14 protein-coding genes are annotated in these 25,146 nt (G+C 40.8%); 8 read left to right on the top strand and 6 right to left on the bottom strand.

Annotated features, from left to right (window positions below; genetic code table 11):
• The first annotated feature begins 14 nt into the window (after positions 1 to 14).
• The 4 genes from IPI59_10430 (at position 15) to IPI59_10415 (ending at position 5,562) form a co-directional block, all read left to right on the top strand.
• Positions 15 to 968 carry a type IX secretion system membrane protein PorP/SprF gene (locus tag IPI59_10430; protein ID MBK7527949.1) on the top strand — a complete coding sequence of 318 codons (954 nt, stop codon included), beginning with the start codon at positions 15 to 17 and terminating at the stop codon, positions 966 to 968.
• A gap of 222 nt (positions 969 to 1,190) precedes the next feature.
• On the top strand, positions 1,191 to 2,531 hold the full coding sequence (locus IPI59_10425; protein MBK7527948.1) for a vanadium-dependent haloperoxidase: 1,341 nt from the start codon (positions 1,191 to 1,193) through the stop codon (positions 2,529 to 2,531).
• A 6-nt stretch (positions 2,532 to 2,537) separates the two neighbouring features.
• A complete protein-coding gene (locus tag IPI59_10420; GenBank protein ID MBK7527947.1) occupies positions 2,538 to 2,927 on the top strand; it encodes a hypothetical protein in 390 nt (129 codons plus the stop codon).
• A 415-nt stretch (positions 2,928 to 3,342) separates the two neighbouring features.
• Positions 3,343 to 5,562 carry a DUF3857 domain-containing protein gene (locus IPI59_10415; GenBank protein MBK7527946.1) on the top strand — a complete coding sequence of 740 codons (2,220 nt, stop codon included), beginning with the start codon at positions 3,343 to 3,345 and terminating at the stop codon, positions 5,560 to 5,562.
• A gap of 8 nt (positions 5,563 to 5,570) precedes the next feature.
• Here IPI59_10415 and IPI59_10410 read toward each other — a convergent pair whose 3' ends face one another.
• Positions 5,571 to 6,023, bottom strand: a complete 453-nt coding sequence (locus IPI59_10410) for a hypothetical protein (GenBank protein ID MBK7527945.1) — start codon at positions 6,021 to 6,023, stop codon at positions 5,571 to 5,573.
• A 16-nt stretch (positions 6,024 to 6,039) separates the two neighbouring features.
• Entirely contained in the window at positions 6,040 to 6,594 is a 555-nt protein-coding gene (locus IPI59_10405) for a thioredoxin family protein (protein ID MBK7527944.1), read from the bottom strand.
• 230 nt (positions 6,595 to 6,824) lie between these two features.
• On the opposite strand from IPI59_10405, the gene IPI59_10400 reads away from it, so the two are divergent.
• On the top strand, positions 6,825 to 8,156 hold the full coding sequence (locus tag IPI59_10400) for a serine/threonine-protein phosphatase (GenBank protein MBK7527943.1): 1,332 nt from the start codon (positions 6,825 to 6,827) through the stop codon (positions 8,154 to 8,156).
• 54 nt (positions 8,157 to 8,210) lie between these two features.
• Here IPI59_10400 and IPI59_10395 read toward each other — a convergent pair whose 3' ends face one another.
• Positions 8,211 to 9,620, bottom strand: coding sequence for a WG repeat-containing protein (locus IPI59_10395; protein ID MBK7527942.1), 1,410 nt, complete (start codon positions 9,618 to 9,620; stop codon positions 8,211 to 8,213).
• Between the two features lie 296 nt (positions 9,621 to 9,916).
• On the opposite strand from IPI59_10395, the gene IPI59_10390 reads away from it, so the two are divergent.
• Together IPI59_10390 and IPI59_10385 are read left to right on the top strand one after the other, a co-directional pair.
• Positions 9,917 to 10,432 (top strand): RDD family protein, encoded by a 516-nt coding sequence (locus tag IPI59_10390; GenBank protein MBK7527941.1) that lies wholly within the window; start codon positions 9,917 to 9,919, stop codon positions 10,430 to 10,432.
• A gap of 322 nt (positions 10,433 to 10,754) precedes the next feature.
• The gene (locus IPI59_10385) at positions 10,755 to 12,545 is read left to right on the top strand and encodes an ABC transporter ATP-binding protein (GenBank protein MBK7527940.1); all 1,791 of its coding nucleotides are present in this window, start codon (positions 10,755 to 10,757) and stop codon (positions 12,543 to 12,545) included.
• Positions 12,546 to 12,850: 305 nt separating this feature from the next.
• On the opposite strand, the gene IPI59_10380 is transcribed toward IPI59_10385, so the two are convergent.
• On the bottom strand, positions 12,851 to 19,828 hold the full coding sequence (locus IPI59_10380; protein ID MBK7527939.1) for a tandem-95 repeat protein: 6,978 nt from the start codon (positions 19,826 to 19,828) through the stop codon (positions 12,851 to 12,853).
• Between the two features lie 539 nt (positions 19,829 to 20,367).
• Here IPI59_10380 and IPI59_10375 point away from each other — a divergent pair.
• A complete protein-coding gene (locus IPI59_10375) occupies positions 20,368 to 23,049 on the top strand; it encodes a S8 family serine peptidase (GenBank protein MBK7527938.1) in 2,682 nt (893 codons plus the stop codon).
• Between the two features lie 38 nt (positions 23,050 to 23,087).
• Here IPI59_10375 and IPI59_10370 read toward each other — a convergent pair whose 3' ends face one another.
• Both IPI59_10370 and IPI59_10365 read right to left on the bottom strand, forming a co-directional pair.
• Positions 23,088 to 23,744: a CoA pyrophosphatase gene (locus tag IPI59_10370; GenBank protein MBK7527937.1), complete on the bottom strand. Its 657-nt coding sequence runs from the start codon at positions 23,742 to 23,744 to the stop codon at positions 23,088 to 23,090.
• 44 nt (positions 23,745 to 23,788) lie between these two features.
• Positions 23,789 to 25,120: a phosphotransferase gene (locus IPI59_10365; protein ID MBK7527936.1), complete on the bottom strand. Its 1,332-nt coding sequence runs from the start codon at positions 25,118 to 25,120 to the stop codon at positions 23,789 to 23,791.
• Positions 25,121 to 25,146: the final 26 nt, after the last annotated feature.

Below are 25,146 nucleotides of genomic sequence, written 5' to 3'. Positions count from 1 at the left end.
CAATAAATATTATTATGCGTCCTATCATTTTTTCCATTTTCTGTTTTGTAGTTATAAATTTGGTAACTGCAAACACATTAAAAGCCCAGCAAATTCACCAGCTCACCCAATACATGACCAACGATTTTGCCTTTAATCCGGCAGTCGCGGGTTCATTTGATCAATTTATTATACGAGCCTCGTACCGCAAACAATGGTCGGGGTTTGATGGTGCACCATCAACGGCTTTGCTTAGCGGCCACGGCAGTGTATTGCCCAGTTCAAAAGCTGTTGGGCTTGGACTTTTAATTTACTCAGACGTAACAGGCCCAACAAGCCGTACCGGAGGGCAGTTAGCCTACGCCTATCAACTACCACTTCAAAACGGAAAATCGCACTTAGGTTTTGGTATTAGTGGAAGTTTTATTCAGTATAAATTAGATTTTGACAAGTTAACCGCTCATCAACCCGGCGATCCCGGAATACTACTAAAAGGAACCGAGTCAAAAGGTGGTGGCGATGTAAACTTAGGTGCCTATTTTAGAAACGAAAAATATTGGGCCGGAATATCCGGAAACCAACTATTAGCATCTAAATTTAATTTCTCCTCTAATTTGGATTCGCTGCGCAATGCTCGACATTTATACTTAGGTGGTGGCGGCAGGTTTAGTGTAAGCGACCAATTTGAAATTTCGCCCGGAGCTATGATAAAAATGGTTAAATCTGTGCCCGCACAAGCCGAAATATTTGTAAAAGGTATTTACCAACGTCAATATTGGTTAGGTGCCGGAATGCGTACCGCCGACGGATTTGCTCTAATGGCCGGAATTGATTTAGATAGTGGATTTAGATTGGCTTACTCGTACGATATTACTACCTCTGACTTAGGACCGTTTGAAAATGGCTCGCACGAAATTACATTAGGCTACGATTTTAATATATTCGGAAATCAAAATTCAAAAGGGAGTGGCATTGAATCACCACGTTAAATTAAAGTTTTAATAAATAGTATTGCTTTGTCCGGAGGTTTTAGGTAAGAAGAAAATCTACTACCCTTGGTCGAACATTTAATACCAAATATTGGCAAGTTTCAGAAAACATTTCTTAATTTTACAATAATTTAAAAATATTTTTTTGTATCTTTGCCATAGAGATGGCAATGATGCCAATTACATGCAACATTACTTTAATTAAAAACCAACCCAATTTGCATGAAAAAATTTTTCTACTTCCTCTTTTCGGTTCTATTAATCTTTGGCTGCAAAAAAGATGAAATTGAACCTGCCAATAGTGTTTCTAACTACTCCGCCGATTTTCTGCGCGAATGGTTTAAACTCGAATGTCAATTAGTGAAAGCTACGCCTGGATTTTTACCCCCCCAAGCTTCTCGGGCATTTGGGTACGTTAGTATTTCGGCTTATGAGGCGGCTTATAGTGGCATTGAAGGTGCCAAACCCTTAGCAGGCCAAATTAACCAGTTGTCTGTAGCTGCCATGCCAACACCACTATCGCCCGAATCCTATCATTGGGGCATAGTAGTAAATGCTGCCGTAGCTGATATGACGCGCTTAATGTTTGAGAAAAAAATTAGCCCAGAAAATCTTCAAAAAGTAAACGATTTGGAAGCTCAGTACCTCGCTGAATTTACCACCAGCACCACCCAAGCTATAGTTGACGAATCAGTTAAACACGGCAAAGCCGTATCACAAATGATTTACCAATATTCGCTAAACGATGGTGGCCACGAGTCGTACCTTAACCCATTTTCAAAACCTTTTACACCAGTAACAGGAGAAGATAAATGGGTGCCAACTGACAGCAAAAATCTAACCCCGCTAAGTCCATATTGGGACCAAACCCGCCCAATGATACCCTCAAATTTAAGCTTTGACCCCATAAAACCCCTTAACTTTTCTACCGACACTCAATCTGATTTCTACAAAGAAGCGATGAATGTTTATACCCAAGTAACAGGCAATACAGCCGACCAGGTAGAAATTGCCAAGTTTTGGGCAGACGACCCCTTTGTAACCTGCACACCTACCGGACATACCTTTAATATTTTAACCCAATTACTTGAAGAAACCAACGCTACCCTCGAAAAAGCAGTTGCAGCTTATGCTATGCTGGGTATTGGAGAAAATGATGCCTTTATTGCCTGTTGGGAAGCAAAGTTTGATTACTCGCTGATTAGACCAGTTTCTTATATTCAAAAATATATTGACACCAGTTTTACTACCGTAATTGGCACACCTCCTTTTCCGGCTTATACCTCAGGGCACGCAACTGAAATAGGTGTGGGCGAAAGAATCTTTACTAAACTGTTTACCAACGGCGATGGCAAATACAATTTAACCGACCGCTCGCAAATACAACACGGTTATGCGCCAAGAACATACTCCAATTTTGCCGATATGTCTATGGAATGTGCCAATTCACGTTTGTATGGAGGTATTCACTATCAAATGGATAATACCAATGGCTTGTTGATGGGACGCAGCATTGGCAACAATGTTTTGACTGCTATCGAGTGGCCTGCAAACCTTAACTAATACAATATGATGAGGTCTAACACCTTAATTGCTTTGCTGGCAATCTGTTTTTTTGTAACAAGTTGTGGCAACGAAAAGCCACAAATTAATGCCGATGCCAAATTAATGGCAGCCTTAGAATGTAAGGCCTACAAACTTAAAGTAGAACGAGAAAAAGCAGCAAACGACATCAGACACATGGCAGATTCATTGGCTAAACATAAATTACCGCTTACTGATTTGCAAAGTCAGCAAATAGACTCTTTAAAAATCAAATACACAGCTTTAACTGCGGAATTAGCCAGTAAAATAACCAAAACAATGGATAGTTTGTTTGCTAAAACTTATCGAACACCAGAACAAAGGCGAGAACTTGACGCTGAAACAGCAAAAATCAAAAAAGAAATATGCCCTTAACAGCACTCACCGCTTCTTCAAAATAAGAGATAAGTTTAAAACCTAAAAAAAAATCCGGATGGTAATTGCTATCCGGATTTTTTTGTGCTGTCAATTTGATTTTTTGATAATTCCGGAAATAGTATTCGATAATTTTCCGGAAAAGGTTGTTAAGTGGTTGTCTTTCTTCTCTCCGGATATCCTTTTCTCATACAAAACTTGATACAACCAAAAATCATAAGGCATAACTGGTATTTATCTCCGGCAAAGCTCTTATTTTGTTCTGTTTTTACTTATACAAATGTCTTAATTTTGTGCTAACGGTAAAAGTACAAAAACGCAAACTACCTGCCTTATGTTAAACACCCGCCACAAAACATTTCTAATAAGTTTTTTTTGCCTCCTTATATGTTCTCAAACAGCCGATACCCAAAATTTGCACTTTAGGAAGCAATATGACGAACCTCTTGGACCAATACCGCCTATTCCTACTACCGACACCCTGTGGCAACAAGCCGATGCGGTAATTTTAAACGAAGAAGTAGAATGGACAATACGCGATGCACCAAATTTTACGACTACCATTAATTGTAATCGCTTAATAAAGATTCAAACTGAAAAAGGCGCGCAAATTTGTAGTAGCTGGTGGTTGCCCGAACCCCTTGACCCCGCCCACGAACAAGCCGACTTACCCTTGTCTGAGCGCAAATTTATTCATAGACCAAAATATTTTGATGCCGAAATAAGCTATTTTAAAGCTCGGGTTATAACCCCAAACGGCACGGTTCGGCCATTAATACCAACCGATAACACCGAAAAAGAAACCATACGTTACGATGGTAGTCTTCATCATGCCTTTGCTTACCAATTTAATTTAGCTGGCCTAAAACCAAACGACGTACTGCAAATACAATATCAAATATATTTACCTTATAATTTTGATTGGATGCGTTGGTTTTTTCATCATTCAACTTTGCCCAAACAACAAACAAAAATTGTATTGGTACACCCAAAACGCGAATATTTTATTTTTAATTATGGCAACAATGCCTACCCCGCCGAAGATACGACTTTAAGTGCAAAAACGACCAATAAACGGTTAGAATGGACATTTAAAAATTTACCCCCCTGCTTGACTGAACCCGGCGGAAACCCTTGGTCTGAATTACCCCACGTGGTGTGGTATGTGCATGGGCGCGCGTATGCCAAATACGACGAACAGTTAAACCCCGACTACCTACCTTACTCGTGGCAATTTTGGGCACGCGACCGACTGAATTTCAAAAAAAGGCATCTTGAATTGGCACAACGGCGCCTTAGCGAAAAAGAAGTTGCACTACAAAAATTTTACGAAACCTACCGCAAACGCTATCCAAACGAAAAACCTTTGTATTTATTATTTGCCATGCACCAGGCTATTGCCGACACCTTTGACTTTGAACATATAGACGACAGTTTTGCCAACGAAGACCCGCGTTTGGCCAGACTTCCGGAGATAGACAAACTTAAAATAAGGCAATCAATGAGCCGTTTCCAATTTTATTTTGGCGTTTTTAACCGGCTTAACCTCGATGCCGAGAAACAAGTGCTAATGGATGGCCGTGAAAATATTGCCGAAGGCAAATTAGAAAAAGTTGCCGCTTCGCTAAAAAATAAAACCTTGCGCACCACCAACCGATTTGCTATTTACAATGGTTTATTAGCTCGAATTGGAGAAAATTTCAATATAACTGTCATTTCGGATAAGCGTATAGCAGCCATAAACCGAAATATTTGTATGCCTGTTTTGGGCGAAAACAGTTTATTTAGCGTTCAAAAAGAACAAAACTGGTTTTATATTTACCCCAAACGCCATAAATTAGGTTTGGCTTTTAACGAACTACCATTTTACTTAGAAGGTGCACCCGCCATCCATATAGCTCAAATGACCGAAGATGCTCATGCACAAAACAATGTGCAGTTTACCGTAACACCCAGCAGCACCAAAGAAGATAACACGCGCCGAACCGTGGCCAAAGTAAGGGTAAACACCCTATCCGGAGATGCCGATTTTGATGCCCAAGTTGTATTAAGTGGGCAATTTTCGACTATGCAGCGCAATATGTACAAAATGGGAATTATTGACTCGAGTGTAAATCCGCGCTATGGCTGGCTGGTTTACGATTATCCGGATAAAAATTTGCACTTAAAACCCGACTCATTGGAGATTAATATGGCCTGCCAATTTCCGTTTAAAACCACCATCAAAGCAAAATGGTCGCTGGATAATATTTGTAAGAACAAGCCCAATGGTAAAGGATTTGAATTAAATATGCAGCAATGGATAAAACATATTGTGGAACCAAATTTTACCGCCCAAGGTCGCGCCCAAGCATTTTATCCGGATTTTTTAAGCCGAGATACTTATACTTATTATATTGAATTTGATGTGCCAATTTCTATTCAAGCATTTAAAGATTTACCTTTTAAAATTGAAAATGATTTAGGAAATTTTAAATTTGATATACAACAGGTATCTGATACGGCGGTACAAGTACAATCGGTTTTTGAGGTTATAAATTCGCGTGTTCCGGCAAATTCAGCAAAGGATGTGGCAAAACTGTACAAGTTAATTGCCGAATCCGAAAATGCAATTTTAAGCGGTACTTACAAATAAACAAATATTTATATTGTACCACTGATATGAATAGAATCAATATTTTTAATCGTATTCTTATATAGGTGTAACGCTGCCTCATCGTTTGAGCAATCGAGTAAATCAATATTGGTATTGTTTGCCAACTTTTTAAACGACTGTGATTTTTGGTTGTAATTTTTTTTGCGGTCTTTAAGGTCAAACAAAATAACAGAAGCATGGGCTAAACCCGAAATAACGGGCATAATAATGCACCACCAAACCCAAAATTGCGAAGGAAAAAACGCACTTTTGCGATAGACTACTATAATAGGTGTTAAAAATGTTGATAACATCACAACAATTTCACACATATACCATAAAAGGCCAAACTGTTTAGCCATTTTACTGGTTAGTTGCGCGTGGCTGTTCATTTCATCAATTTTTTGCAACAATAAATCTTTGTATGCAATATTTGATGAGGGGATATTGCCATCTGTCATAAATTTATAAAATTTGTTATTTCCATTTAATACTGCATCCTATACTTGGTTTTTGAACATTAGAAACAGGTAATCCCTGTAACAATGCCTGCAACACCTGCCTGATGTCGTTTCCGGTTATGGGCAAAGCATTTCCGGGCCTCGAGTCATCTAACTGGCCTCTGTAAACACAATATAAATCGGCATCAAAAATGCTAAAATCGGGTGTGCAAGCGGCAAAATAATCGCGGGCAGTTTGTTGGGTTTCGTCAAATAAATACGGAAATGGATATTGGTGCTCTAAAGCTATTTGGGCCATTTTTTGAGGGCTATCATCCGGATATTTAACAATATCGTTGCTATTGATGGCAACAAAACCAATACCTTTTGGAATAAATTCGTTAGCTAAGGTTACTAATCCGGAATTAATATGTTTTACGTATGGGCAATGGTTGCAAATAAACATAATTACCGTTGCGATTTGCCCCTTTAGGGTTTCTAAATTTTGTACCTGCCCCGTTACAACATTTGGCAGGGCAAAATAAGGGGCAGAAAAGCCAAGTTTAATAGGCGTGGTTTCGAGAGCGGGCATAATAATTTTTAAAAAAAATGGAATAAAACAACGAAAGGCAAAAAAAAACTACAAATTTACATTCAATTATAGCAATAAATTGCCGTAAAACTGCATCTTTGTATGATATTTGCGTCAAAATATCGTTTTAGGCAAGCATTTTATCAATATTATGCCCAAAATTACCCAAATTTAAGGTAATTGTATTACTTTAGCACCTTGAAACCAAACCCCCGAACCCTATTTGCTCAATGGCCATTCAGTTAGCAAAACCTGCCTACCTAAATGAGTTAGGGAGGCGTACAAATAACGAGGATTCTATTTATCCTAAACAAAACGCAATAGACCCCAACCAAAAACTTTTTATTGTTTGCGATGGCGTTGGTGGTTCAAACAAAGGCGAAGTTGCCTCAAATTTGGCTTGCGAATGTTTTAGTGAGTTTTTTGCGCAACGTGTGCTAAACATTGCCAATATAAACGTAAATGAAACTTTAATTAATGAGGCGCTACATTATACAGAGCAAAAATTTTCGACTTATATAAGTCAAAATCCCGAGTGTGCGGGCATGTCGTGCACGCTAACTTTGCTTTATATAAACAACAAAACTAATAATATAACAATTGCTTGGTGTGGCGACAGCAGGGTTTATCAAGTGCGAAACGGCAAAATTTTATTTCAATCGGAGGACCATTCATTAGTAAACGAATTAGTAAAACGAGGTGAAATTTCTCCAGACGAAGCGGCAACCCACCCGCGCCGAAACGTAATATTGCGAGCCATATCAGGGTCAGACAGCCCCACAAAAGCCGACGTTGTGCAAATTAATGACCTGCAAACCGGCGACTATTTTATGCTTTGTACAGATGGCATTTTAGAGGCCGTACCAAATGTAATTTTAGAAAGTATTTTAAAAAAATCGACCGTTTCGGTAGAAGAAGCACGCGATTTAATATTACAATTTTGCTCTGAACTGTCGAACGATAATTTTTCGATGTATTTACTGCAAATTGCCTATGTTGACGAAACGAATGTATCGGGGAAATTGCCAACAGGCCCGGTAACACAAATTATGGGCGACAAGCCGCTTGCGTCAGGGCAAATAACCGGGCAAACACCTGCTAAAAGCCAAAAAGAGCGAAATAAATTTATTCTTTTATCAGTAGTATTAGCCGTTTTGCTGGGACTTGTTTACATGCAATGGACCAAAACACACCAACGGGCTGCCTATCAAAAATTAATTGATAAAGCCAAAAATTTTGAAAATTCAGGCCAGTTAGATTCGGCAATTTTAACTTATAAACAAGCGCAAGTTGATTTTGGCGGCAAAGAATTTGCATCTGAAATTACTGGTTTAATTGAAAGTGCCGAAACCCAACAATCAGAACGAAACCAACAAATTAAATTGCAAACACTAAAAACCGATATTGGCAATTTAATCCTACAACATCCGGAAGACTCCGCAAAAAACAACTCGCTCTTAAAAAATATAGAAATTTACGAACTGACCGATTTAATTTCTATCTACGATTCATTAAAAGCGGCCTACACCGAAGAACAGACAGACAGCAGTTCGATAAAATAGCCAGTAGCCCCTACCCTACCTACCCTGTTTGACCAAATCTAATGCCCTTAACAATTAATCAACTACTATTTGCTGATTACTTTCGTGTCCTTGCCTGTTTATAAGGCAATACATTAATTTGCTCGATGTTTTATCGGTATAAATAGCCGTGGCAATAAAAACCGGATGTTCAACAAACTGAATATCTATATATTTTACCGGCGTAATTAATCCGGATTTTGATATAATTCCCATCCGGTTTTCTAAATGGGCAATTCCAAATCCATTAACAAAGTTTTTCGGAAAAACCTCATCGTAATAAGGGGCCAAAACCTCTTCGCCCTCTGTATCAACTAAACCAATACGCCGCAAATTTGTATGAGGGTCGCGGGTTACGACATAGGCCAACCCATTTTCAAAATCTTGTACCTGTTTAAAATTAAAACCTTTAATCTCGCGCCCTTGTTTGTTTATAATATACCATTTTTCGGCACGTTTAGCCCACGAACGGCCTTCATTAAAACGCCTTACTTGGTCGTATTTTAGGGGTATCACAATTTTGCCCGTTTTGTCAATAAAACCCCAGCTATTTTTGTTTCCTACAACGGCCAAACCTTCATTAAACGGATAGGCAAAATCGAATTGAGATGCAATAGCCATTTGAAACTGCGCATTTAAATACCCATATTTTCCGGATTGAGATGCTGGCGCAAGCCCTTCTGCAAAGGCATCAATTTTGTCAAAATTAGCAGGCAAAACCACCTCACCTTTGGTATTTATAAAGCCCCATTTGCCATTAATATTTTCAAAAGCAAATAATTTGCCTTTGGTTGCCGACTCAATGGGGTTATTAATAGTAATTTTTTTGGCCGCTATAGTTTGAACTTCGCGGTTTTGAGCATTGATTATAACCCATTGCACCGGCGTTTTTTGGGCTAAAATTATACCATCGTAACGAGCTGAAATAGCCGTGTATTGTGCCGGAATTACTAGTTGCCCTTGCGCGTTAGCACAACCCCATTTGCCATTTTGCTTTACCAAGCATAGGCCATTATAATAAAACAAGTCGCCATTGCTTGACGGGCTGCTTAGCGGCGATAAAATTGTATCGGCTTGGCATGGGAATACTTCAACAACCTGTCCGTTTGTAATTTTTATAAGTCCCCAACGCCCCATTTTTTTAACTCTTGCTACTTGTTCGTTAGCATCGAAAACCCAGTTATAGCGGTCGGTTTTATGTTCGGTATCCCATTTAAAATCGTATTTAAGTTTACTTATTAGTTTGCCGTTGGCATCAAATAAAATATAAGTATTTTTTTTTGCAGCCACATATACCGTTTCCGATGCCGACCATAAATAATCATATTCGTGTGGTATTATTAAATTTGCTTGCGCATCTTTTAAGCCATATTTATATTGAAGCACCGACACAATATCTCCGGTTGGTAAACGCCGCTCAAAATTGGCGGCTGGCTTTTGTTCCATAATACGAGCTTGAGCAAACAAAGGCATAGCAAGAAATCCGGATAAAAATACAAGAAACAGCAATAGGCAAATCAAACGGCAATAAGCAATATAACGCATGGATGGGAGGTAAATATCTACAAACAAAAAGGGAAGATGAAAAATAAAGGTGAATTTTAAAAACAATTTATTTTAGGTCCCAATTTAGACGTAAAAAATTGGCTGCGGTTCAAAAATATCATCAAATTTGATTGAAATAAAAAAAACAAGTACATTTGCAACTATATAAGTTCATTAACGCTAAAAATTAATACAATATGTCCGAATTTAACTCCCCCGACTATGGCTACAATCAATCAAATTATGGCGGCGCACCGCAATATGCAGGCTTTTGGCTGCGTTTTGTGGCCTATATAATTGATGCCATTTTAATAAATATTGTAACAAGTATAATTAACAGCGCCTTGGGTGTTAATATGTTTGCCGCCCTTATAAGTAATCCAGACGCATCGCCCGAAGAGTCTATGGAAATGCTGACCACCATGTTGCCAAGTGTTATGCAGGCATCGGCCATAGCTATGGTAATTACATTTTTGTATTTTGCTTACATGGAGTCGTCTAAACACCAGGGCACCTTGGGCAAAATAGCATTAGGACTTAAAGTAACCGATATGAATGGGCAAAAAATTGATTTTGTAAAAGCCTTAACGCGCAATATTGCAAAAATTTTATCAGCCATTCTCCTTCTTATTGGCTATATAATGGCCGGATTTACCGAAAAAAAACAAGCACTTCATGACGTACTAACCGGATGTTTGGTAGTTAAAAAATAATAATACCGACTGTCATTAGCAGCGTAAATTTTGTTGAAAAAGCCCATGTCTATGACGTGGGCTTTTTTACTTATATTTTGGAACCGCGAATACTAATTGCCCTCAAAATCAGCATTAAAATAAACCTTTGTGCTTTGAAAACACAAATTTTAAGCCAAGTACCAATAAAGTTTGTGTATATGGCTTTTTATACCTATTTTGCGAGGTTTTTTAGAATCAGGTATTTATTATCTAAAATACCTACTTGTATGATAAATATTTATACAAGAACCTATCGCAAAATACCTTATTTTAAGGCGCAAAGCAATATCACAAAACAATTATGTCTAACAATTCATCTGTCATTCTTGACGTTAAAAATTTAGAAACCCAATTTATTAGTGATGGCAACCTTGTAAAAGCGGTTGATAATGTTAGTTTCCAAGTAAAACGAGGCGAAACCATAGGCATCGTTGGCGAATCCGGATCCGGAAAATCAGTTACTTCATTATCGGTTATGCGCCTCATACCCAACCCACCTGGCCGCATTGCCGGGGGCGAAATTATCTACACAAAACGCGACGGCAGCACCATAGATTTATTAACACTGCCTATCACCGAAATGCCAAAATACAGGGGTAACGATATTGCTATGATATTTCAAGAGCCAATGACCTCACTCAACCCTGTATATCGCTGCGGCCAACAAGTTGTCGAGGCAATTATGCTCCACCAAAAAGTAAACAGCGCACAAGCCAAAGATATTACCTTAGCCCTGTTTGAACAGGTGCGCCTGCCAAACCCTGCGCGTATTTTTGCCGCCTACCCCCACGAACTTTCAGGAGGTCAAAAACAACGGGTAATGATTGCTATGGCCATGAGTTGCAACCCCTCCATACTTATTGCCGACGAACCCACCACCGCCTTAGATGTTACCGTTCAAAAACGCATTTTAGAGCTGATGAACGACCTAAAACAAAAAATGGACGGTGCTATTATGTTTATTACCCACGACCTTGGCGTAATTGGCGAAATAGCCGACCGCGTTTTGGTAATGTACAAAGGTAAAATTGTAGAACAAGGTAATGTATTAGATATATTTAAAAATCCTCAACACCCCTACACAAAAGGACTACTTGCCTGCCGCCCGCCATTAGGCCGGAGGCTGCGCAAACTACCCGTAATTGCCGACTTTATGGACGTGTCTTCAGAAGGAACCGTTACCGAAAAAGCCAATTCTGTTGAGCAAGTAATTACAAATGTAGAAGTAAAAGAAAGTGAAACCGCCCAGCGTTTAGTAAAATTAACCGAACAAGCCCCTTTACTCGAAATAAAAAACCTTAAAACGTATTTTCCTGCTTCAAAAAACTTTTTTGGCAAAGTACTATCATGGGTTAAAGCCGTTGACGACGTAAGCATAAACGTGTATCCGGGCGAAACTTTGGGGTTGGTCGGCGAATCGGGGTGTGGTAAAACAACGCTTGGCCGTACCATTTTGCGCTTAGCCCCAGCAACCGAAGGTAGCATAATTTATAAAGGCCGCTCGGTGCTTGACCTAAACAAAAGCGACATGAAAGATTTGCGCCGCGAAATGCAAATTATTTTTCAAGACCCTTACTCGTCACTAAACCCGCGCATGACCATTGGCGATGCTATTATTGAACCTATGGAAATACACGGCCTACACAATAATAAAAAAGAACGCCGCGAAAAAGCTGCCGACCTGCTTCGTACAGTTGCCATGAATCCCGACCACCTAAACCGTTACCCACACGAGTTTTCGGGCGGGCAGCGCCAGCGCATTTGCATAGCCCGAACCTTGGCACTTAACCCCAGTTTTATAATTTGCGACGAGTCTGTTTCGGCATTAGACGTATCTGTTCAAGCGCAAGTTTTGAACCTGCTAATCGATTTGCGCGAAAAATTTGGATTTACCTATATTTTTATTTCGCACGACCTTAGCGTGGTAAAATTTATGAGCGACCGTATGGTAGTTATGAATGCCGGAAAAATTGAGGAGGTAGGTGCCGCCGACGAGATTTACAATAACCCACAACGCGACTATACTAAAAAATTAATAGACGCTATACCTAAAGGCGATGTCGCTACCATTGAACAGCGCTTGAAAATATAAACTATAACGAAGTTAATAATACTGCCCCCTATATCACTTGTGGGTAGTTTGCTTATACTTTTTCTTTTTCCGGAATAAGTATTATAGGTTTATTCGTTGCGTTTTAAACTCCGGATACCTTCTTTGTGCCATATAAGTCAATCAACTAAAACTTGAGGCAAACGACTGTACTTTCTGCTCTGTATGGCCTTTGCCTAAAAGGTCTAAGCTATCTTACAAACAAAAAAACCTGCCGTTTAAAGCGGCAGGCTTTTTAATATTCATCACTTAACAAATAGCTAATTAACAAGCTTGTAGCAAAACTATTAACGCATTAATTCAATAAAGCCGTTAAGTTGTTTAGCGGTATTGCTCCCACTTAGCGTGTAGGTAAATATGTAGTAATACGTGCCATCGGGGGCTTCGCGGCCTGTTGTCCAGTAGTTGCCATCCCAGGCTTTTGTATTGTCGTACTCATACTCGCAATACACTTTGTCGCCCCAACGGTTGAAAATAAGCAGTTCATAACTGCCTTCGGGGTCGCAATCAACACCCTGAATAATTAAGAAGTCGTTATTTTCGTCGCCGTTTGGCGAAACGCCATTGGGTACAATAATATCACAAATTGGATCTACGCATATTTCAACCCATGCCGTATCACAAAGTACAGTTTGCGAGGCAACAATTGTTGCGCAATACTCGTACTGCAAACTATCACACCCCGAAAATCCGGCGTTAGGGTCATATACAATAGTATTGTCGGCCTGAACCGTTACAGTGCCATTTTTTGGATTTGTTATAATGGTTACAGTTTCATTTTCAACTGGCACATCCGGACTTACTACATCGTTAGCTAAAATATCAATAGTAACGGGTGTATCGTGCGCGGTGGTGGCAGTGTCGTTGTTTGCTGTTAAGGTGGTATCAATTTGCGTGCTAATTGAATCGTTGTAAATGAAACAAACCTTAGCAGTATCGCTTACCAAGCCTAAACTGTCAATTAACAAATAACAAATTTCATCTTCGCCTTCAAAATCTAATGCCGGCGTATATTCGATATTTGGTACACCATTAACATCAACAATTACAGCTGTTGCTCCGGGTACTTTTGGTTCGCATCCTACCGGAATAAATATGGTTAATCCGGATAAATTGCTGTAAGTATCATTTGCTAAAACATCTATTACTACGGGCGTATTAACTTTAATGGTATCGCCGAAGCAATCGTCATTGGCTATTGGCGGGTTATTATTGGGCATTACATATATTATTACTTCTATATCAACACATATACCAACACTATCGCAAACTTTAATGTATAAGGTATCTACTCCGGTAAAATCTTGGTTTGGCGTGTATTCAAAGCAATCGCCTCCGGTTAGTATTATAGTGCCATTGCCCGGCAAGCCAACTACTTCCATAGTATCAATATCGAACAATAATAGTTTGTCGGTAACACATATTGTAATAGGTTCGTTTACATTGGTTGTATCAACAATTTGCAAACTATCGGGGTAAACATATATATATACCCAAGCCGTATCGCAAAGCGGCGGGGTACCGTCATCGCAAATAACATACGAGAAATAATCGGGGCCGGTATAATTGGAGTCGGGGGTGTATAAAATAGTTGAATCGGGATTTAATACAGCCGAGCCGTGTAGGGGGTCGCTAAAGAATGTAATGATAATATTATCGCCATTGGGGTCGCTGTCGTTGCCCAAAATATCAATATCAATAGGTGTATTAATAATGGTGGTATCCACGTCATCAACAGCTATTGGCGGGTCGTTGGTGGGGCTGCCGTCTTCAACCTTAATTACTACCAGGGCAGTATCGCAAAGTGGCGGAGTTCCATCATCGCAAATAACGTAGGTAAAGCTGTCCACACCCACAAATCCGGGGTTGGGCGTATAGGTATAGGTCGAATCAATTGGGTCAAGCACAATAGTGCCGTTATCGGGTTGGTCCACAACTGCTACAATAGTAATTGGGTCGCCCAATGGGTCGAAATCGTTTGCCAATACATCTATTTCAACAGGTGTGTCGGGGTAAGTACCAACGGCATCGTTATTGGCTATGGGCGGCAAGTTATCTTGGTCGGTAACAATAATAGTTACTAAGGTTTGGTCGCAGTTGCCATTGTCGTCGCATACCTTATAGCCAAAATAATCTGTACCTACAAATCCGGGGTCGGGGGTATAAGTGATAGTGCCATCGGGGTTTAACACAGCCACGCCATGTTCGGGTAGCGTTGTGATGATAGGATCTTGCAAATTAGTACCGTCATCGTTATCGCGCACATCGAAGCTAACTGATTCATCTACATTGGTGTAATAAATATCCGGATTTGCTACTACTTCCGAACCTTCTATGGTAATGGTTACGTAAGCGGTGTCGCAAAGTTGGGGCAAGCCATCATCGCAAATAATATAGGTAAAATAGTCTATACCTACATAATCGGGGATAGGCGTATAAATAAAACCATCCGGATAGTTTGTAATAGAGCCATAAGCCGGATCTGAGCCTTTTACCAACAGAATGATCAATCCGTCTGGGTCGTAGTCGCCATTGGCAAATACATCAATAGTAACAGGCGTATTTTCTTTGGTGATTGCATCGTCGTCGAAGGCAATTGGTGGCAAATTGCTGGGCAAAGTGTCTATGCTTACGCAAACCTGCGCGCTATCGCATAAGGCCGGAGTTTTGTTGTCGCAAACAGAGTAGGTAAAGCAATCAACGCCGGTAAATCCGGGGTTTGGCGTGTAGGTAACGGTGCCATCCGGATTTATAACTACATTTCCATTCGAGGGCGGAGTAAGTATGTCGGTAGTTGTAATTGGGTCGTTATCGGGGTCGCTGTCGTTGTCTAAAACGGCAATGGTAACGGGCGTATCAAGCGGTGTGGTTGCCACATCGTTATTGGCGGTGGGTGCTTGGTTGGGTGTATCTTCGGGCTGTACGGTAATTGAAACAAGGGTGGTATCGCAGAAACCAAATTTGTCGCAAATAACATAAGTAAAATAATCAACGCCAACAAAATCGAGGTTAGGTTCGTAGGTTATTTCTCCGGTTACTGGGTCAAATCCGGTGATGGTTCCGTTATCGGGGCCATCCGGGAATGCCGAAATTTGTATTTCTTCGCCTTTGTCGTTAGCTAAAATATTAAAGGTAACGGGTGTATTTTGTTTGGTGAATTCAATATCGGGTTCGGCATCAATAAGTTGGGCAGTAGAGTCAGACTCGACGGTAATTTTTACGTAAGCAGTATCGCAAAGTTGTGGCACACCATCGTCGCAAACGCTGTAAATAAAATAATCAACACCAACAAAATCTGAATTAGGGGTGTAGGTAAAGGTTTTTGTAATATCGTTGTAGGTAACTTGGCCGTTTGCCGGGTTAGTATTTACAAAAACGGCTATGATATTGCCATCGGGGTCGCTATCGTTATCGAGTGCGGTAATTAGAACTGGCGTTTCAAAAGGCGTGGTGGTTTCGTCGAAGTTGGCAATTGGTGGCAAATTGCTGGGCAAAGTGTCTATGCTTACACAAACCTGCGCGCTATCGCATAAGGCCGGAGTTTTGTTGTCGCAAACAGAGTAGGTAAAGCAATCAACGCCGGTAAATCCGGGGTTTGGCGTGTAGGTAACGGTGCCATCCGGATTTATAACTACATTTCCATTCGAGGGCGGAGTAAGTATGTCGGTAGTTGTAATTGGGTCGTTATCGGGGTCGCTGTCGTTGTCTAAAACGGCAATGGTAACGGGCGTATCAAGCGGTGTGGTTGCCACATCGTTATTGGCGGTGGGCGCTTGGTTGGCAATGGTATCGGGCTGAATAGTTATGCCCACTATTGTTTGGTCGCAAACGCCTTGGTCGTTACAAATTTCATAGAAGAAATAATCTTGGCCAATATATCCAGTATCAGGTGTGTAAGTTACTTCTCCCGTAACAGGGTCGTAATTAATAACACCATGGTCGGGGTCGTCAACTATTTGGGTGATTGTAATATTTTTGCCAAAGTCATTGTCTAATATATTAAAAGTAACAGGTGTATTTTCTTTGGTAAATTCTACATCGGGCTGGGCATCTACCGAGTCAACTTCGCCAATTACGGTAATTTTTACCGAAGCGGTGTCGCAGAGTTGCGGAATACCATCATCGCAAATAATATAGGTGAAATAATCAACACCCACAAAGCCATCGTTAGGGGTATAAATTATATCGGTGCCAACTATTTGAGCCGTGCCATTATCGGGGTCGCTCGCCAAAACCATTAAAATGATATTGCCATCGGGGTCGTCATCGTTATTTTGAACGGGTATGGTAACGGCAGTGTTTATTGGCGTTGTAGTTTCATCATCGTTAGCATACGGCGGTTGGTTTGGTGGGGTATTTGTACCAACGCTAACGCACACCTCGCCTTCGTCGCAAAGTGCCGGAGTAGCATCATCACAAACCAAATATTTAAAGCAATCAACGCCTTCAAATTCGGGATTAGGGGTGTAGGTAACAGTGCCATCTGGATTGACAATAACGGTACCATTTTCGGGTTGGTCGGTAATTGTTTCAACATGGATGGGGTCGTTATCGGGGTCGTTGTCGTTGTCTAATACCGGAATGATAACAGGCGTATCTTTGGGTGTGGTTGCCACATCGTTATTGGCCGTAGGCGGTTGGTTGGCAGTTGTATCGGGCTGAATGGTTATGGCTACTACTGCAATATCGCAAACGCCTTGGTTGTTGCAGGCTTCGTAAACAAAATAATCGGGGCCAACATAGCTTGAGTCGGGGGTATAAGTTACCGTTCCATCCGGATTGGTTACAATTGTGCCATGATCGGGGTCGTCAATAATTTGGGTTAGGGTTAAATTGTCGCCTATGTCGTTGTCAAGCACATTAAAAGTTATGGGAGTGTTTTCTTTGGTAAATTCTACATCGGGTTGGGCATCTACCGAGCTAGTATCGTTGGGCGTAACGGTAATTGTTACAATGGCCTCGTCGCATTTGTCGCCACCGGGGTCGTCACATTCGTTACAGGCTGTATAGGTAAACTGGTCGGTGCCGACAAATCCGGGGTTTGGTGTATAATTTATGGTGCTATCTTGGTTAACCACTACCGAGCCATTTTGTGGCGGATTAACTACTGTTGGATATAATGGGTTGTCGCAGGGGTCGGTGTCGTTATCTAAAACCGGAATATCTATATTATTTCCGGATATTACTGTTGCTTCGTCATCGTTGGCGGTTGGCTGCGAGCATCCGGTAGTTACATATACTACAACGGTATCTAATTGGCCATCTTCATTTGTGCCAATAATATAAACGGTATCGGTGCCGGTAAATCCGGGCAACGGTGTATATTTTATGCAATTGGGTTTGTCTTTAATTAAATGAATACTGCAATTAAAGGTAGTAGTTGCCTCTTTCACCCAAGTGCTGTCGCTGCCGGCTAAATCGCAAAACTCAACACATATAATAACCGATTTCATTGGTGCGGTGCAATATTGGGTTTCAAAATCGCAGTCTTCTTTTACGTGTATAGTAACTGTGGCTTGGTCGCAAAGACCATCGGGGTCGCAAACTTCATAAACAATAATTTGGTCTCCTATGCAAGTTTCGTCGGTGGCAGTATAAACTATTTGGTTGCCTACAACGTTTGCCTCTCCACAAGCAGGCGGAGTAATAATTGTAACTGTCAGGGGGTCTCCGTTTGGATCAAAGTCGTTATTGGTAACATCAATAGAAACAGGTGTACCTACTATGGCATCTGTTTCGTCATCGTTGGCAACCGGAGGCTCGTTTTCTCCGCAATTGCCAATAGTTATATCAATAATAATTGTTTCGCAAGTTCCAGAGGCATCGCAGGCGAATATGGTAATTTTATCTATGCCTTCTAAAATGCTGGGGGGGGTATAAATATAACAGCCATTCGGTTGTAAAACAAAACTTCCACCATTTTCAACGGTAATATCTAAATCGGTAATATAATTTTTATCAACTTTGCAATAATCGGGGCACCATTGGAAGGTGGAGAGTGGGGGTACGCAGGTAATAATATTTTTGTTGCAGTCGTTGGGCAAAACAGTGATAATAATTTTACCTTCGTCACATTCTCCACATTTATTACAGGTAGAATAAAATAGTATATCGGTGCCGGCAAAACCCTCGTCAGGAATATAAACAATATTTCCATCTATAATATTTGCGGTTCCGTTTTGGGGTTGTTGCGTAATGGCATCTACGGTTAAAGTTTTGCCGCAGGGGTCATCGTCGTTAGCACCTGCATTAATTAAAGCGCCATCGTAGCCGCCTATAGAGGCCTGCCCGTTTACAATTACACCATCGGGGCCAATTGTAACATGGTCATCAATGGCATTGGGGCCGGGGCAACCGCCGGTTTCATACACATAAATATAGGCAGTTTGAGTAATGCAATAGGGTGGAATTTGATTGGTACACATTTGTGCCCAAACGGTGTCGTAGCCGGTAAATCCGGGCAAAGGGGTATATTTAATGCAGGTATCGTTTAATTTTACCAAACTGCAATTGTAAGATGTTTTAAGCGTATTGGGGTCAACAACCAACTCAAAACCATCATAGGTTAAGCCTTCAAAGCATATAGTAAAAGGTTTTAGCTCAGGTGTGCACCCTTTCACAATTTCTAAGGAATCATCGGGTTGGGTGGGTTGAACTTCAATTGCTACTAATGCCTGATCAAGATTATTAAAAACATCTTTAATGGCATAATTAAAATAGTCGAGGCCTGTAAAGCCGGGGTCGGGTGTGTAGGTAATAGTTTTATCGGCATTAACTTTCACTATTCCATTTTTAGCCGGACTAACGCTTGACTTCACCAACTCAATACCATTACCCATGTCGTTGGCAGTAACATTTAAAGTAATGCCTTGTCCAATGGGAGTTTGTGCATAATCGTCAACAGCTTTAAGCTCGCCTACACCTGTTCCTTTAACAGTTATAGCTACGGTAGCCTGGTCTGTTTGGCCTGTTTGCGTATCAGTAATTTGGTAATCAAAGGCATCGTAGCCTACGTAACCCAGGTCGGGGGTGTACTCAACAACACTGCCTATAATTTTTGTTTTGCCGTGCAAGGCAGGTAAAATTATATCAATTTCCAAATTATTGCCAATATCATTTGCCAAAACTAAAATATTAACTTTAGTATTTTTGGTTGTGGTGGCATTGTCGTTAACGGCATTGGGTGGTTGCGCCTGTAAATTATTACTTAATGCTAAACATGTGGTTTGCACCATTAATAAAAACAGTAAACCGCGAAGACGCATTGTGTTAAAAAACCTCATGTGGATGATATGATTCTTAATTTATTATTATATAATGGGTAAAATATGGGGTAAAATCTAATTTTTATTATACAAATACAACACAAATATCAACTTTACAAGTAATGTATAAAAAAACGCAAAATACAAGTTGATATTTACGATAATTTTTGAGCCGAGGAAGTGAATTAAAAGCAACAAACCTTGACAATAAAATCACTTTGTTTCTTATGCACCATTAAGGTTTTATGCTTAAAAAATATAAAATACTATACAGTTACCACAAAGTTAGTGCCAAGCTTTTGCAAAAAACAACTAATAAGGGTATAAAAATAGTATTAATATGGCATTTAGCGCTGTAAAACTATAAAACTTGCACAAAATAAAACTGTAAATTAGCAGGTTTCAAGGCAGTTTTAATTGATAATTGATCAAACTTTTGTTTAACACTTGTTTGATGGTAATAAAATAGGCAGTAACTTGCGGCATTAAATACTTTTGCCCTATCATTAAAATTTTTCACCTACACATTTATAAACACCATGTCATTTCTATCAAAAATTTTAGCCTTTATTGTTAGTCTGTTCAAAAAAGACAATACAATACGCAATACGCCCACCCCGCCTGCCAACCAAAATACAAACACAACAACAAGCACTAACAATAATACTACATTCCCCTCACCCACAATTGAAATCAACCCCGATGAAACAGCTAATGCAGATGATACACCCAATATAGAAACAACAACTGAAACAAATCCGGATGATGGCAGCACTACCAGTATCGAAATTAATCCGGATGAAAACACAAATAACGAACCAAATACTGAAGATAGCACCTCATCACAAGCGAATAACGACCTATCCTCTTCAGGCGATATTATTATAAGGTACGGGAACTCGTACTTAAAACTAACCAAAAGCAAACAATATTTTGCCGTACTACCTACACCGGGCACTGTTTCGCGCAGTTTGACCCGCAGTATTAATGTGCGCAATGGCTCAAGTTTACCCCAACCCGATACCGGTATTGAAAAAATGGGCGATTTTGAACTGCACAAACCCGCCGAACGCAATATTGATGCCGTTGAAACAGCCCTTGATAATATGCGCCAAAGCCCTGGTGTTGAAATTGGCACCCATGTTTACCACTTTGCCGATAAAAAAGACCAAACACCCATTATTCCAACCGGCGAATTATATATACAATTTACTCCGGATAGCACCGCACAAGAAAGGCAGGCAATTATAGATGAATTTGCCCTAAATATTGTCGAAAACCGCGATAATAACGACTGTATTGCCCAGCTAACCGCAGCCTCGCCCAACCCCATAAAAATTACCTTGGCCTTGCAACAAAATAATTGCATTGCCATTTGCGAACCCGACTTACAACGCCCCGCCAATTTTGCCAATTTTACCCTTCCAGCCGACGACTTGTTTAAAGATCAATGGCATTTAGCCAATTCGGGCAAAGCTACTACTATGTGGGGGGCAAACCTGTTTAAAGCCGGGTCCGATGCAAAGGCTGTACAAGCATGGCAACATTTGCAATCTTTAGGAAACCCCAATTTAGTAGTAGCTGTCATAGATAACGGCTTCGATATGAAACACCCCGACTTAGTAGGTGATGGCAATAAAATAGTACACCCCTATAATTTTATGGACGACAATACCGACCCCTCGCCCAAAATAGGCGACTGGCACGGCACCCCTTGCGCCAGCGTGGCCGTAGGGGCAGCTAACGGCAAAGGCGTAGTAGGTGCTTGCCCAAACGCAAAACTTATGCCCTTAAAATTTACTTATGTTTCCGATTCGCAAATAGAAAAATGGTTTAACTGGTGTATAGACAAAGGTGCAGACGTAGTAAGCAATAGCTGGGGTATTGATGATATGGAGTTTACCATCTCAACCCGGATGCTGAACGCTATAACTCGTTGTGCTACTAAAGGCCGCAACGGCAAGGGCTGCGTCATTGTATTTGCCTCGGGCAACAGCAATGTAAATATAACCGACAAACAAAATCCCGAAACAATTAAAGGCTTTGCAACCCATCCGGGAGTTATAGCGGTAGCTGCATCAAACAGTAAAGATGCCCGCTCTGATTACTCGAACTACGGACGGCAAATTTCGGTATGTGCCCCCTCAAATGGTACCGGAGGTGCCGGAATTTTAGCCGCCGATGTAAGTGGTGTTATTGAACTGCCAAGTGGCCAAGTTGTTGCCGCCGGCGACCAAGAAGGCAATTACGACCCCTTTTTTGGCGGCACATCGAGCGCCTGCCCCTTAGTTGCAGGGGTATGTGCTTTAATATTAACCGCCAACCCCAATTTAACCGCAAGCCAGGTAAAAGCTATCTTAGAAACTACCTGCGATAAAATTGGCGACCCCAATAGCTACGACTCGCGCGGCCACTCCATTTATGTTGGCTATGGGCGCATTAACGCATACAAAGCTGTACTTAAAGCCACCGGACAAGATATTCCTGCCGATAACCCCGCCGGAAACATTGACGACGCCCCCCCAGTGCCCGAACTACCTCCCCCACCCCCACCCGCCGAAGATTTACCCGCACAAACTTTGCCATTTTTAGCCACTAACGAGCTAACTAACCTTAAACCCGGCACCGAAATCCTATTCAAATTAACGATAGGCGGTGCCCTAAAAATCGCTACCGACTCGCCCGTTGGAGACGACGACCACGACTTTGATATGTATATTCGGCGGGGTGCTAATGCTACCCGCGGTATTAACGATTTGGCCGCCAATGACTTTGGCTCTAATGTTGAAAAAACCATTACAAATCCTGTGCCCGGAGCTGCCTATTTTGTATTAATTACTGCTTATCAAGGTAGCGGTGGATTTAATATTTATGCCGAATACCCCCAAGCCAAACCACAACCCGGATGTACTTTGTTGCAACTTAAAGCCTTAGGCGGTGGGCGGTTACATAAAGAAATGCGCCCCGATGCCATGTTTAAACTTAGCAGTAGCGAACAACTAAATGTTACCATATCTACATTAACTGCCGAACAAGGCAGCCAGTTTACCCTGTATATTAAAAAAGGTGCACCACCACAATGGAACAACCACGATGCCAAAGCACAAGGCGATGATTTTGCCGAAGCCAATATTAATAAACCAAGCTTTGGCGATTATTATGTTATGTTGCGCTGCGAAAAAGGCGGTGGCTCGTGTGTGGTAAACTTTATACTTACCTAAGCGGAAATTAGGCTTAATAACTTGCTCGAAATAAGTTATCACCGCAACAAATATAACAACTCGGCAGTCATTAATGCGGTTGCCCCCCACAAGGTATGGCCATGCAAATTATAAAAAGGCACCTCAATAGCTGTATCTTTACTTGAACGGTACATTTGCTTTTTTTGAAGATTAGCCGGATTTTGAAGCCAATTTAAATCGGTTTCAATAATTTGGGCTACTTCTTTAGAATTAGGTAAAAAATTAGGTGCCTCTGAGGCAAAGCCCACAACAGGTAATACCAGCGAGTTACTTGGCTGTATATATATTTCGCTTAAACTGCCAATTACCGTAATTTGATTTGGTTTTACGTCAATTTCTTCGTGTGTTTCGCGCAAGGCAGTTGCAAACAAGTCGGTATCGGTTGGCTCAAAACGACCACCCGGAAAACCTATTTGCCCGCTATGCACGTATTGGTCTTCGGTGCGTTTGATATAAACTAATTTTGCAGTTCGCCCACCATTATTAGTAGCGGCAAGATCATTATCCGGATAAAAAAGTGCCATTACTGCGGCTTTGCGGGCATTACTTACATCGTACTGCCGGTATCGGTTTTGGTCGTAACTTGGTGGTATCATGGGTTGCCAAGCTATTTCGCGGGGCAATGGCTGCTGTAAACGCTGGGGCAAAAAATTAATTAGCCGCTCAAAATCCATTAGAAAAAACAAAAAAGAAATAAAAAATCGAAAATAATAATTCTTTAAAGCAACCAAGGCTTACGTCCGGCCCAGGCAATAGGTAAATGAGTATGTATAGTTGCTTGCAAGTCGTGAAGCATGCGATATAAACCAAAAAAAGTGCGATTCAAATACAAGGTGTGTTTGGTGCCGCGTATTTTTTGTTGGTAACGAATTTCGGGGCGTTGGTACAGATGGTCGGCAAAAGCGTACAACTCTTCAAAATAAGGTTTATGCCCAAAATTAAAAAATTCGGTTTCAAAGGGTTTACTTAGTAATTGTACTAATTTTACAAATACAGGTTCAAACAAGTTGCGCTCTTCGGGTGTATCGTCTGCGTGATACAAGTTGAGGGCTAAACAATGTTTTTCAAATTCTTGAGGCTGTAACAATACCTCCGGACTTAAAAAGGCAAAATAGGCATCGTAAAAATCATCCGGAATTTTTTTAACACAGCCAAAATCTAAAACCCCTAAGCGATTGTCTTCATCTACCAAAAAATTTCCCGGATGTGGATCGCTATGCGTAAAATGCAATTTATGTACTTGGTGGGCATAAAAATCCCACATGGCTTGCCCTATTTGATTGCGTTGTTGTTGGGTTGGATTTTTAGCTAACCACTCATTTAGCGGCGTGCCGTTTAGCCAGGTCATTGTTAAATAACGTTTAGCTGATAAATCCGGAAAATATTGGGCAAAATATAGATTAGGTAAATGTTGGCATTGTTGGCTCAAATAAACCGAGTTTTGCAATTCTAATTCGTAATTTGCCTCTTCCAATAATTTTTCTTCTACCTCTTCAAAAAATGGCGCCGATTGTGCTTCGTTCATCCTCAATAGTTTTATGGCAAATGGCCGAACCAATTTTAGATCACTTTTTACGCTGTCGGCAACCCCCGGATATTGAATTTTTACAGCTAATTTTTGGCCGTTTTTAGTGGCTTTATGTACTTGCCCAATTGAGGCTGCATAAGCAGCATTAACATCGAACAAGTCGAAGAGTTGTTGCGGCGTTTTGCCTGCGTAGGTTAAAAATGTTTTTACAATTAACGGCCCCGACAAAGGCGGCGCATTGTGTTGCGCCAGCGCAAAAACATCGGTATAAGCCGACGGCATTAAATTGCGCTCCATACTTAGCATTTGTGCCACTTTTAAGGCACTGCCTTTTAGTTCGCTAAGTGTTTTAAAAATATCGGTTGCATTATTATGGTCGAGGTCTTCTTGGGTTACGTTTTGTTTCAGCGCTTTTTGAGCATAATGTTTAGCATAATTTACACCAATTTTTACGCCTGTTTGTACAATCCGGGTGGCGCGGGCAACTTTTGAGGCAGGTATTTTTTCTTGCTCTTTAGTCATGGTACGGCAAATATAATATAATGTTT

This window comes from Sphingobacteriales bacterium (genome assembly GCA_016706405.1).
GTDB lineage: Bacteria > Bacteroidota > Bacteroidia > Chitinophagales > UBA2359 > BJ6.
This window is presented reverse-complemented; position numbering and strand designations above follow the sequence as displayed.